This is a genomic window from Mongoliitalea sp., from assembly GCF_054166905.1.
This window is the reverse complement of the sequence record NZ_JBSZCK010000040.1, coordinates 488,512-501,011: the sequence shown is the minus strand read 5'-3', so window position 1 is coordinate 501,011 and position 12,500 is coordinate 488,512. Positions and strand designations below refer to the sequence as shown.

General features: G+C 40.2%; 10 protein-coding genes. 8 read left to right on the top strand and 2 right to left on the bottom strand.

All coding sequences use genetic code 11. The features are described from left to right. Entirely contained in the window at positions 1 to 525 is a 525-nt protein-coding gene (locus ACXIUD_RS16355; RefSeq protein WP_458053714.1) for a hypothetical protein, read from the bottom strand. 120 nt (positions 526 to 645) lie between these two features. Between ACXIUD_RS16355 and ACXIUD_RS16350 the strand changes: the two genes are divergently transcribed. The 8 genes from ACXIUD_RS16350 to ACXIUD_RS16315 all read left to right on the top strand — a co-directional run bounded on the left by ACXIUD_RS16350 (position 646) and on the right by ACXIUD_RS16315 (position 10,898). Continuing rightward, positions 646 to 2,238: an ATP-dependent DNA ligase gene (locus ACXIUD_RS16350; protein WP_458053713.1), complete on the top strand. Its 1,593-nt coding sequence runs from the start codon at positions 646 to 648 to the stop codon at positions 2,236 to 2,238. Then, a complete protein-coding gene (locus ACXIUD_RS16345; RefSeq protein ID WP_458053712.1) occupies positions 2,228 to 4,678 on the top strand; it encodes a ligase-associated DNA damage response DEXH box helicase in 2,451 nt (816 codons plus the stop codon). Before ACXIUD_RS16350 ends, ACXIUD_RS16345 begins: the two co-directional genes overlap by 11 nt. Positions 4,679 to 5,164: 486 nt before the next feature. Continuing rightward, entirely contained in the window at positions 5,165 to 5,776 is a 612-nt protein-coding gene (locus ACXIUD_RS16340; protein ID WP_458053711.1) for a fumarylacetoacetate hydrolase family protein, read from the top strand. Then, positions 5,763 to 7,616, top strand: a complete 1,854-nt coding sequence (locus tag ACXIUD_RS16335; protein WP_458053710.1) for a M23 family metallopeptidase — start codon at positions 5,763 to 5,765, stop codon at positions 7,614 to 7,616. Before ACXIUD_RS16340 ends, ACXIUD_RS16335 begins: the two co-directional genes overlap by 14 nt. 304 nt (positions 7,617 to 7,920) lie before the next feature. Next, complete coding sequence (gene bcp, locus ACXIUD_RS16330; RefSeq protein ID WP_458053709.1) at positions 7,921 to 8,370, top strand: thioredoxin-dependent thiol peroxidase; 450 nt, start codon at positions 7,921 to 7,923, stop codon at positions 8,368 to 8,370. A gap of 10 nt (positions 8,371 to 8,380) precedes the next feature. Continuing rightward, positions 8,381 to 9,232: a transketolase gene (locus tag ACXIUD_RS16325; RefSeq protein WP_458053708.1), complete on the top strand. Its 852-nt coding sequence runs from the start codon at positions 8,381 to 8,383 to the stop codon at positions 9,230 to 9,232. Between the two features lies 1 nt (position 9,233). Then, complete coding sequence (locus ACXIUD_RS16320) at positions 9,234 to 10,205, top strand: transketolase family protein (RefSeq protein ID WP_458053707.1); 972 nt, start codon at positions 9,234 to 9,236, stop codon at positions 10,203 to 10,205. Positions 10,206 to 10,499: 294 nt separating this feature from the next. Further along, positions 10,500 to 10,898 carry a hypothetical protein gene (locus tag ACXIUD_RS16315; protein WP_458053706.1) on the top strand — a complete coding sequence of 133 codons (399 nt, stop codon included), beginning with the start codon at positions 10,500 to 10,502 and terminating at the stop codon, positions 10,896 to 10,898. A 128-nt stretch (positions 10,899 to 11,026) separates the two neighbouring features. On the opposite strand, the gene ACXIUD_RS16310 is transcribed toward ACXIUD_RS16315, so the two are convergent. After that, complete coding sequence (locus ACXIUD_RS16310) at positions 11,027 to 12,391, bottom strand: exonuclease domain-containing protein (RefSeq protein WP_458053705.1); 1,365 nt, start codon at positions 12,389 to 12,391, stop codon at positions 11,027 to 11,029. Positions 12,392 to 12,500 lie beyond the last annotated feature (109 nt).

Here is a 12,500-nt window from a genome sequence, read left to right as displayed (position 1 = left end):
TCAATCCAACCCTCTCATATCAGGAGCACACAAGCTGATATTATTTCGATCAAATGCTGCACGACTGTTGTCATTCGACCCTACGTTTCCAACAGTTAGATAAACATTATATTCAGGTCCTGAATCTGCTAAGTGAATTTTAATGTGTCCATCAAAGTTTTTGAAATCTTCGAAATTCAACACCCGTCCATCAGATAGCACATCCATTTTAGTTACACTTTTCAATGTACGGATATCTATTGGGTTAAATAAAAAGGCAATGGGTGAATCAGCTTGGTCATAACTTCCAAAATGTAAATGTACCGGAAAGAAGTAAGGGGTAGCATCTTTAGGTCCTTCTAAAGTTATTTCCATTTCCAACTCTCCTGTATTCAATTCCCTTAAGGTGGCTATTCCCGTGTAGGCAAAATCTGAACTTTGGAATAATTGATAAGTCACTTCATTTCGGGTATATCTTCTATCCTCATCTTTGTTGCAAGCAAAGAAAATTGAACTTAAAAGAAGGATGCTTAGTAACTTTTTCATTGGTGTCTGGTTTTATCAATAATACGCCGAAAAAGGCTATTTTGTTGAACATTTACAAGTTAATTAATTCTCATGGAAGGAATTGTGACTTGATTCACATTTCTGAGAAATAACCCAACTATGAAAGATTTTGTTGCGCTTTTTAATCGCCTAGACCAAAGTAATAAAACAAGCGATAAATTGCAGGCATTGAAGACTTATTTTTTAACTGCCAATGATCAGGATAAACTTTGGACGCTGGCACTATTTACCCATAGGCGTCCCAAAAGACAGGTCAATACACGTTTGCTACGGGAATGGTGCTGCGAGTTAGCTGAAATACCTGCATGGCTATTTGAAGAATCTTATCAAACTGTAGGCGATTTAGCGGAAACCATTTCATTACTCTTACCTCCTCCAACTAAATCATCCCAGCAAACCTTGAGTCAATGGATTTCTTTTTTAATGAATTTGCAAGGTTTGGAGGAGGAAGAAAAAAAGGAACAAATCATGACTGCCTGGACCAGTTTGGACAAAGAAGAGCGGTTCATTTTCACTAAATTGATCACGGGAGGTTTTCGAGTTGGGGTTAGTCAGCAATTGGTGATTCAGGCATTAGCAGATGTACTACAGCTAGAGAAAACCGATGTTACCCACCGTTTAATGGGTGATTGGAATCCTTTAAATGATAGCTTTGAAAATTTACTTCTAACATCCAGTCTATCAGATGATTTATCGAGACCTTATCCGTTTTATTTAGCGCATCCTGTAGAAACAACTTTAATGGAAACAGAGCATCCGCAGGATTGGCAGGTGGAGTGGAAATGGGATGGTATACGGGGGCAATTAATCAAACGAAGAGGAGAGATTTTCATTTGGTCACGAGGAGAGGAATTGGTCACGGATAAGTTTCCGGAGTTGGTAGAAGCCGCTGCCTTTCTCCCAGACAACGCAGTATTGGATGGAGAAATTCTTTGTTTTGAGGGAACACTACCCCTACCCTTTGCCATGCTTCAAACACGTATTGGAAGAAAAACACTTACTAAAAAAATACTTCAGCAGGCACCTGTTTCTTTTTTTGCTTACGACCTGTTGGAACTGGAAGGCAAAGATTTTCGCTCACAGGCATTGACCGTTAGAAGAGCACATTTGGAAGAACTATTGCTAGGGATTCAAACCGACCGACTGCACCTATCTCCAACAGTAGAAGCAGAAAGCTGGGCAGCATTGGAGAAAATCAGAGAACGTTCCAGAAAGCAAATGGCTGAAGGTTTTATGTTGAAACGTAAAAACTCAGTCTATGAAGTAGGAAGAAAGCGTGGGAATTGGTGGAAGTGGAAAATTGAACCATTGACCATAGATGGAGTACTGATATATGCACAAAAAGGGCATGGACGTAGAGCAGATTTATTTACCGACTTTACCTTGGCAGTTTGGGAGGGTGAAAAATTGATTCCATTTACCAAAGCCTATTCAGGTCTCACAGATGCGGAATTGAAAGAAGCGGATCAGTACATCAAAAAGAATACGCTTGAAAAATTTGGGCCTGTGCGTACCGTCAAACCAGGATTAGTATTTGAAATTGCATTTGAGGGGATTCAAGAAAGCCCACGTCATAAGTCCGGCATTGCTTTGCGTTTCCCCAGGATCAATCGATGGAGAACGGATAAAAGCATTGAAGAAGCAAATACCTTATCTGATTTAAAAGATTTACTTTCGCTGTATGGAGGATAAAGAGTTAGGTATTGGCTTTTCCTATTTTGAGAATAAAGGTTGGAAACCATTTGATTTTCAAACACAAACATGGAAAGATTTCTTAGCAGGCAAATCAGGAATCTTAAATGCACCTACAGGAAGTGGTAAAACCTTTGCCTTATGGTTCCCTCCTATTCTCGATTACATACGCAAGCATCCGGATAACTGGCAAAAACCAAAAAAGATGGGTATCCAAGTCATTTGGATAACGCCTTTGCGTGCCTTAGCTCAGGACATACACCACGCCATGCAGGAGGTATGCGACAGTATTGGGCTTCCATGGAAAGTGGCTGTAAGAAATGGAGATACTGACACCAAAACCCGTAACCAGCAGAAACGTAACCCACCCCAGTGCTTAGTAACCACACCTGAAACTTTACAAATTCTCCTGGCTCAAAAGGAAAATGCAAGCATCTTCCAGGAAGTCAAGTGCATCATTGTAGATGAATGGCATGAATTGATGGGAAATAAACGCGGGGTGCAAGTTCAATTGGCCCTTGCCTACATTCAAAGCATCCTACAAAAGGATATACAATTGTGGGGAATCTCTGCCACTATTGGGAATTTGGAAGAAGCCAATCGGATTTTGCTGGGAATCCATGCTCCTATCCATATCGTCAAAGCAGATATTCACAAAGAGATAGCGGTTCATACCGTCTACCCTGATGAACTCGAAAAATACCCCTGGTCGGGACACCTAGGGTTGAAATTGCTGGATAAAATCATCCCCATTATCGAGCATCACAACAGCTTGCTATTGTTTACCAATACCCGGGCACAAACAGAAATCTGGTATCAAAAAATCATGGAGGCAAGACCTGACTGGGCTGGATGGGTTGCCATGCATCACGGTTCCTTGGATATGGCTGTACGTACATGGGTAGAAGAAGCACTCCATCAAAACAAATTGAAGTTGGTGGTTTGTACCTCGAGTTTGGACTTAGGGGTTGATTTCCGCCCAGTGGATGCCGTTATCCAAATTGGAAGTCCCAAAGGTGTTGCCCGTTTTATGCAACGTGCAGGAAGGGCTGGCCATCAGCCTGGATTACCTTCTGAAATTTACTTTGTCCCTACGAATTCTCTAGAGTTAATCGAGGCAGCGGCTCTACGCTTTGCCATGGAAACAGGAGATATGGAAAGCATCCATTGTCCAACTGGTACTTACGATGTATTAATTCAATTTTTGATCACCTTGGCTGTTGGGGATGGATTCTATCCAGAGCCTACATATCATTTGGTTAAAAATACCTACACCTTTCAAGATTTACAGCCGGATGAATTTAAGTGGATGTTGCATTTCATCACCGAAGGAGGGGAATCTCTGAGAGGCTATGAGGAGTTTTCCAAAGTAGAAATCGAAGAGGATGGGCGCTATAAAGTTCACGATAAGCGAACAGCCATGCGTCACCGATTGTCCATGGGTACGATCGTGAGTGATCCTATGTACAAGGTAAGGTTTAAAAATGGCACCTTCTTGGGGATGGTTGAAGAATATTTTATCTCTCGATTGAAGCCTGGTGACCGATTTTTCTTTGCCGGAAGAACCTTGGAATTCATTGCTATCCGTGATTTGAGTGCGATCGTTACTCAGTCTACCAAAAAGACTAGCAATATTCCTTCCTACATGGGGGGAAGGATTTCACTGACTTCCAAGTTGTCAACTAAGATGCGAGAAATTTTGGAAAACGCTTCCAAAGGCTCTTACTACTCAGAGGAAGTAAAATACCTAGCACCTCTGCTAGATTTGCAACAGCGACTTTCCATGATACCCGATTCGCACACATTTCTAATTGAAAAATGTATTTCTAGAGATGGGCATCATGTATTTTTCTATCCTTTTGAAGGCAGGATGGTTCATGAGGTGTTGGGCGCCCTAGTAGCTTATCGCATCAGTTTGAACTATCCAATCACCTTTAGCATCGGGATGAATGATTACGGCTTTGAATTGCTGTCAGATGAGGTGATTCCGATAGAAGATATTTTGGCTGAGGATTTATTCAGTGAGCAAAACTTTATGGATGATATCCAATCATGCATCAATGAAAGCGACATGGCGAAACGTAAATTCAGGGATGTGGCCACCATTTCTGGAATCATATTCCAAGGATTTCCTGGGAAACCCACGAAACTGAAGCATCTGCAATCCAATAGTAGCTTAATTTACAGTGTTTTTGAAGACTACGATCCTGATAACCTTCTGCTGAAACAATCCCGACGAGAGGCTTTGGAGATGCAGATGGACAAGGATAGTGTTTTGAACGCTATTCAAAAAATTAACAAACAGCAAATCGTTTTAAAATATCCTGGTCAGTTTACTCCATTTTCATTCCCTATACTCGTAGACCGTCTCCGAGCTTCTCTTTCCTCCGAATCTTTGGAAGATCGTATCGCCAAAATGAGAGCCACTATGATTGATTAAGGGGGGTCTCGCGGAAAGCCCGGAATACACAGAAAATGGCGTGAGAAATTAGCTGTCCACGACTTACACTAATAAACACGAAAAAATTCTTTTGGGAAGAAGGGAATCTTGACACAGATTGAAATGTGATTTACGCTGATTTCCACAGATATTTTAGTGAAGCATCCATAGGCTCTAAACATGCGAAAAATAAATCCAGAAACATTTACTTTATAAAAAACATATTATCGTACAAATTTCACTTCAGAATCTAATTTCCAAACTCCGATAGGAGTTGAATCCCGAAGGGTGCCAGCCCCGAGTGGCCACTCGGGGTTTATTGTATAGATTACATTTTCATAGACCAACTCCGATAGGAGTTGAATTTAATGGAAGTCCCGAACTATTTTAAGGATTAATTTTAATCATAAAAATCCGCTCTATCGAGTCCTTAGCTACTAACTTTCCCCTAAATTGCTTTTCTTTGCTAGCTGAATAGAAAAGCCCATGAAAGTCATTGCAATCGGAAGAAATTACGCTGAGCACATCGAAGAGTTGAATAACGAACGTCCATCTGCACCTGTCGTTTTTCTTAAACCAGATACTGCCGTCCTCAAAAATAACGCTCCTTTTTATCATCCTGACTTTTCCCAAAACATCCATCATGAGGTGGAATTGGTGTTGAAAGTGTGCAAGGAAGGAAAATATATACAACCGCAGTTTGCACATCGCTATTTTGATGAAATTGGAATCGGTATTGATTTCACAGCAAGAGACTTACAAGACACTTGCAAAGCGAAAGGTTTGCCTTGGGAAATTGCCAAAGCTTTCAATGGTTCAGCTCCTGTAGGTTCATTTTTACCTGTTTCTGAGTTTACTGCCATGAACGATATCAATTTCCACTTAGCAATCAATGGAGAATTGAAACAAAAAGGCAATACCTCCATGATGCTGTTTGATTTCAATGCCATCATTGCTTATGTATCGCAGTTTTTCACCTTGAAAAAAGGAGACTTGATTTTTACGGGTACTCCTGCTGGTGTAAGCAAAGTCAACATAGGAGACCGCTTGGAAGCATTTATTGAAGACCAAAAATTACTGGACTTTGAAATTAAATAATTCCTTATTGTTGCTTTGTTGCTTGCTAGGCCTTTTCACCCAAACCATTGCCCAAGATTATTTATTTCCGGTCAAACCAGGACAGAGAGCAGCTTTGTCAGGCAATTTTTCTGAAATAAGACCCAATCATTTCCATTCGGGTATTGATGTAAAAATCGGTGGAGTGGACGGCGAACCCATCTTAGCTATTGCCGACGGTTACATCTATCGCATGAAAATTTCCACCTATGGTTATGGAAATGTGCTGTACCTTAGACATAATGATGGGCAATCATCCGTCTATGCTCATTTAAGAAACTTCTCTCCAAAGATCATGGAATTCATGCGCAAGGAGATGTATTTCGCCAAAAAGAATGAGCTTGAAATTTTCCCAGATCCTGAGTTTTTACCAATCAAACGAGGGGAAGTTATCGGAAATGGAGGAAATACAGGGAGTTCGGGAGGGCCTCACCTTCATTTCGAAATCCGTGATACTTTAGATCGAGCCATAGATCCTTTTGTCTATCGATTCAAAGAAGTCGTAGATAATACCCCTCCAATCGTTTACAAGATGGCTATTCGTCCAATCGGCATGGATAGCAGAGTGAATGGTTTATATCAACGAATTGAAGTGACACCTGTACTTGAAGGTGGAACGTATGTAGTCAAAGAACCTATCAAAGTAAGCGGTAAAGTCGGAATTGAAATTTATTCCATTGACCGTATGGATGGATCCACCAATATTTTTGGAAATCCAGTGTACGAGTTGATGGAAGATGGAAAGTCGATTTTTAAAGCCAATCTTCAACATGTTGATTTCAACAAGGGTAGATTTTTCTTTTCCCACATGACCAACAATAGGTTTAAGCGACTGTACAAGGTCCCAAACAACATCCTGGAAATTTATGAACCTGATTCAACATGGTCAGGATCTATCACAGTAAATCCACAGCAGCGAAAAAATATCTCTGTTAAAGCCCAAGACTTTTTTGGAAATTCTCGAATGGTGAAAATGACACTGCTCGGTGAAGAAGCTCCGTTTTTTTTGGGGAATAGAAGCATTAGTAGCACCAAAGGCACATTCATTAAATTTGATGGTCCATTAATGATTATAGAAACAGGAGCTTCTGACATTGGAACCTTAGCCAAGGTTTGGGTAAAAAGCCATGAAATGGAAATGGTCCCCATGTATGTGAGCAATTCCCATAGAATATATAAATGGGATATGCGTTATGGGATTCCAGAGCAAATTGACTTATGCACTGAGGTGATTTTTCCGTCCGTCATTGCACATATTCCCTTTGGAGAAGAGCGTTTGGTTGCCAATCAGCTAGTAGAAATCATTGTACCAGAAGAAGCTACTTTGGATGATTTGTATGTGAGGATAGAGCATCAAAGCAATCGTCTCAAAATCAACGATACGGATGAATATTTACGTTCACCTATTGAAATCGTATGGAAGGAACCTCTCGGTAATCCTGATAGAGATAAAACCCATGTATACGCACTCAATAGAAATGGAAGTAAATCTTTTGTGGGCGGTTCTTGGGAATTAGGAAATATCCGTTTCAAAACCAGAAACTTTGGTACTTTTGTACTCGATACTGATATCAATCCTCCCAGCATTACTCCTATCCGTGTAAATGCTGAGGAATTAAGGTTTACCATACGCGATGATAAATCCGGAATTAAGGATTTTGAGGCATGGGTAAATGGGGAATGGGTATTGATGCGATACGAACATAAGCAAAATGTAATTTGGTCTGAGAAGTTGACCAAACAACCTTTCAAAGGAGATGTATTGTTGAAAGTAAGGGATATGGCTGGGAATGAAGCTGTTTTTAAAACGGTCATAAATTAAAATCATCTAAATTAATACCTTAGAGATTCATGAACTGTAAAATATCATTTCAGGAGAGAATCGTTTTATAGATTTAACTCAAGTTAAATCCTACACAAAATCAATAAAGAGTTAAGAAAATAGATACAGGATGCTAATTTTTCACAAGAGCATGCTACATACGTTTTAATACAACTATGTTTCTATGTACCTATGTGGTAAATCTTAAATCATTCATCAAAGTTTTAACCCAAAAACCAGAAGTTTTGGTACTTTTGCCATTAGCCCAGCTTTTATCTATTTAACAACATAAAACCACAAAAACATGGCGTTAGAAATCGGAAATCCAGCACCGGCATTTGAAGCAAAAGACCAAAATGGCAACATCCTGAAGTTATCAGATTTCAAGGGCAAAAAAGTTGTCCTCTATTTTTATCCAAAAGATAATACACCTGGTTGCACAGCCCAAGCATGTAATTTAAGAGACAATTATGATGCTTTATTGGCAGCTGGTTATGTAGTATTGGGTGTGAGTTCAGACTCCGAAAAATCCCACCAAAAATTCATAGAAAAACAAAGCCTTCCATTCCCACTATTAGCAGATGAGGACTTGAAAGTTCATGAAGCTTATGGCACTTGGGTTGAAAAATCCATGTATGGTAGAAAATACATGGGAACAGCTCGCACCACCTTTATCATCAATGAGGAAGGGATTTTGGAAGAAATTATTGAAAAAGTAAACACAAAAGAACATACCAAACAAATCTTAAAATAATTCCAAACCAATGGAAAATCATTCAATCGAACAACTCAACGACATCTGTTCACAGGTAAGAAGAGATTGCTTGCGCATGGTTCATGGCGTGCAATCCGGTCACCCTGGAGCAGCATTGGGCCTCACGGAGTACTTCGTGGCGCTTTTCTTCAAAGAAATGACCCACAATAATCAGTTCCAAATGGACGGAATAGGAGAAGACCTTTTCTTCCTATCCAATGGACACGTATCTGCCTTATGGTACTCTGTATTGGCAAGATCAGGTTATTTCGGTGTTGAAGAGTTGGGGACATTCCGAAAAATCAATACCCGTCTTCAAGGGCATCCTGCAACCGAAGAAGGTTTGCCAGGTATCCGTATCGCCTCCGGCTCATTGGGTCAAGGACTCTCTGTGGCATTAGGGGCTGCACAAGTGAAAAAACTCAATGGAGACGATAAGCTTGTGTTTGCAGTCATGGGAGATGGCGAGCAGCAAGAAGGTCAAGTATGGGAAGCAGCCATGTATGCGGCTCACTACAAGATTGACAATGTAATTGCAGCCATTGATTACAATGGACAGCAGATTGATGGTCCAACTGAAAAGGTGATGGATTTGAAAAACCTGAAGGCCAAATGGGAAGCATTCGGCTGGGAGGTATTGGAAATCCAAAAAGGAAACAATATGGAAGCTGTGTTGGATGGTCTTGCAGAAGCCAAAGCGCTTACCGGCAAAGGAAAGCCTGTACTCATTTTGTTATACACTGAAATGGGATACGGCGTAGACTTTATGGTAGGCACGCACAAGTGGCACGGAATTGCACCGAGTGATGCTGAATTGGAAAATGCATTGGGACAATTGAAAGAAACCTTAGGAGACTATTAACATGGAAAAGACATTGGATTTAAAATATACCTATACAGAGAAAAAAGATACGCGTTCAGGTTTTGGTGATGGCTTATTAGAAGCCGGAAGACTGAACCCAAATGTGGTTGGTCTTTGTGCTGATTTGATTGGTTCTTTGAAAATGGGCGCTTTCCAGAAAGAATTTCCAGAGCGCTTTTTCCAAGTAGGTATTGCTGAGGCTAATATGATTGGATTGGCTGCCGGGATGACGATTGGAGGAAAGATTCCTTTCACAGGAACATTTGCCAACTTCTCTACCGGTCGAGTTTATGACCAAATCAGGCAGTCTGTAGCTTATTCGGACAAAAATGTGAAAATCTGTGCTTCTCATGCAGGCTTAACCTTGGGTGAAGACGGTGCAACACATCAGATTTTGGAAGATTTGGGTATGATGAAAATGTTACCACACATGACTGTCATCAATCCTTGTGATTACAATCAAACCAAAGCGGCTACATTGGCCTTAGTTGACCACCAAGGACCTGCCTATCTAAGATTTGGTAGACCTAGTTGGCCAATTTTCACTCCTAAAGACCAAGAATTTGTCATTGGCAAAGCTTGGAAAATGATTGAGGGAAAAGATGTTACCATCTTTGCAACCGGTCATTTGGTGTGGGAAGCAGTGGTAGCTGAGGCCATGTTGAGAGAAGAAGGCATTTATGCTGAGGTGATTAATATCCACACAATCAAACCATTGGATGAAGAAGCAATATTAGCATCTGTTGCTAAAACAGGCTGTGCCGTATCTGCAGAAGAACATCAAATCAATGGTGGCTTGGGTGATAGCATTGCTCAAACCTTGATCCGCAACAACCCTGCTCCTTTGGAGTACGTGGGTGTGCTTGATTCTTTTGGTGAGTCAGGAACTCCTACTCAATTGTTGGAGAAATACGGCTTGAATGCTGAAAATATTGTGAAGGCTGCAAAAAAAGCGATTGCTCGAAAGGGATAGCAGGGAGCAGTGAACAGTGAAAAGTGAACAGTTAGTAGTGAGCAGTTAGCAGTGAACAATGAGCAGTGAACAGTGAATGGTGATTCGGTGAATTGTTCAATTGGGAATGAGGAATTAAAAATTAGGAATGAATGTAAGTTGTATTTCAGTTTTCTCATTCTTTCTAGCTTACTTTCCGTTCTTTTCGTTCTTAGATAAAAAATCACCCATAAGGAAATCAATTTTTTTAGGGGTGATTTTTTTGTTGGCACCAAAGTTTTTTTTAAATTGATTGAGTATTAAACATCTTATTTTATGAAACAGATTCTTTTTTCTTTCGCAATGATTTTCATGATGAGCATTGTCAACGATGCTTTTGCTCAAAGGTTACGTCTGCCTTCTGGAGGAGGTGATCTCACATCTCAAGTCTTAACTGCTTTAAATACGGTGGACAAGCTGGGTTTAACGGCCGATCAAGACACGAAATTAAAAGCCCACAACAAGTCTTTTGTAGACGATGTATTCAAAGTCTTGAACAATAGCAGTCTTTCAGATGATGCTAAAAAAAGTAGTTTTCTAAATTTGAAAAACACACGTCAAAACTTCCTGCTACAGTTATTGGGGCAACAGCTATTGGGTAACTACAACAAAGGTGTAGGCAATCTGCTCAAACCGCTCAATAAACAGTTAGGATTAGCAGCCTTAGCGTTCTAGCATAGTACTTGCAAAGGCGTCAAGTTCACAAAGCAGTTGCAAATTAAAATTGAACTGATCAAAAGCTATATTTGTGGCTTGTCGTCTCTGAATTTAAAATGCGTCTTGGCGCCTTTGCGAGAATTAATTCAAAGCACCTGAATTCTATCCAATTCAATTTTTGGAAAAAAGGCCTTCAGTAAGTACTGAGAGTCACGCTCAGGTTGAACACGAGTCAAAGTCTCTAGATTAATAGTCACTTCACTTTTACTGGATTCAAAAAAAGCATATCCATGGAACACGCCATCTTCAAAATACAAAAAAGATTGTTCTTGAGTTGACCTACCTACATCCTGAATCAAAAGTCTACCCTTCTCCTTGGCAAAGGTTTGAGTCAATTGTTTTACTTTTTGGTTGTACACTTCGGAGCTCTCCTCTCCCCCACAGGCACCAGCACATTCACCCTTTTCATAATCAAAACAAAAGTGGGTTGACTTCTGAATACCTGCTAATTTGGGACATAAGCCAAACTCATGAACCTTATGTTTCAGCAAATGAAAAGCTTCTGCATGGCTATTAAACTGTGCTATACACTGCGTTCCTTTACTGTTTTTGGCGACCTGCAAACGTAAATAGCCATTCCCATCCTCATAACTGACCAATCCCCAACTCATGGTTTTGAATTTGGCAGCCTTGTTAAATTTGGGCCACTTATGTTTGATTTCTTGTAATTCCAATAAACAAGCCAAAAACTCACTTCCTGTCAATTTCCACTGTATATCCCGAATCAAGGATTTTAATTGGAATTTTTCTTCCTCTTCAGACTTTCCAGAAAAATGCTGCTTGAATCTGCTGCGTATATTGAGGGCTTTTCCAATGTAAATGGGAATGCCTTTTTCATCCAAAAAATAATAAATACCCGTTTCTTCCGGCAGACTCATAAACTTTTCTTCTGAAATATGTGGAGGTAGAAAATGGAAGGTTTGCTTCTTTCGGAGACTACCTAAGACAATTTCTTCATTCGTTTCATAGATCATTCCAAAAAGCTCAGCAGTAGCTTCTGCATCTCCAAAAGCTCTGTGTCTTGCCTGGATTTCTATATTCAAATGACCACAAATCCTCCCTAAACTATACGACTGCAAGCTAGGAAATGCCTTTCTGCTCAACTGAACGGTGCACAACTTAGGGGCTTCAAAAGGAATACCGATGGAAGCAAAAGCCTCTCTAACAAACCCATAATCAAAATTAACATTATGTGCTACAAATACTTTATCCTCCAATAAACCGAAGAGCTTGGGAGCAATCTCTTCAAATACTGGTGCATTGGCTACCATGGATTCATCGATTCCTGTTAGGCCAGTAATGTAAGCAGGAATATACTGCTGTGGATTCAGCAGTGTGTGAAAGGTATCCACAACTTGGGATCCATCATGCACTAATACCGCTATTTCAGTAATTCCTGCACTTCGTGCACTCCCTCCCGTGGTCTCTATATCAACTATTGCAAAAAGCATGGTCTAAGGTAAAAAAGAATTCGGAAGGAATGAAAGGAAAGACGAAGGTTGTCAGAAAAATAAAAAGATTTCTCGCAAAGGCGCTGAGACGCATAAAACTATAAAATTA

What these genes read in the sequence shown, in the direction of transcription:
- ACXIUD_RS16355 (WP_458053714.1), bottom strand. Translation starts at nt 525, where the DNA reads ATGAAAAAGTTACTAAGCATCCTTCTTTTAAGTTCAATTTTCTTTGCT.
- ACXIUD_RS16350 (WP_458053713.1), top strand. Translation starts at nt 646, where the DNA reads ATGAAAGATTTTGTTGCGCTTTTTAATCGCCTAGACCAAAGTAATAAA.
- ACXIUD_RS16345 (WP_458053712.1), top strand. Translation starts at nt 2,228, where the DNA reads ATGGAGGATAAAGAGTTAGGTATTGGCTTTTCCTATTTTGAGAATAAA.
- ACXIUD_RS16340 (WP_458053711.1), top strand. Translation starts at nt 5,165, where the DNA reads ATGAAAGTCATTGCAATCGGAAGAAATTACGCTGAGCACATCGAAGAG.
- bcp (WP_458053709.1), top strand. Translation starts at nt 7,921, where the DNA reads ATGGCGTTAGAAATCGGAAATCCAGCACCGGCATTTGAAGCAAAAGAC.
- ACXIUD_RS16325 (WP_458053708.1), top strand. Translation starts at nt 8,381, where the DNA reads ATGGAAAATCATTCAATCGAACAACTCAACGACATCTGTTCACAGGTA.
- ACXIUD_RS16320 (WP_458053707.1), top strand. Translation starts at nt 9,234, where the DNA reads ATGGAAAAGACATTGGATTTAAAATATACCTATACAGAGAAAAAAGAT.
- ACXIUD_RS16315 (WP_458053706.1), top strand. Translation starts at nt 10,500, where the DNA reads ATGAAACAGATTCTTTTTTCTTTCGCAATGATTTTCATGATGAGCATT.
- ACXIUD_RS16310 (WP_458053705.1), bottom strand. Translation starts at nt 12,391, where the DNA reads ATGCTTTTTGCAATAGTTGATATAGAGACCACGGGAGGGAGTGCACGA.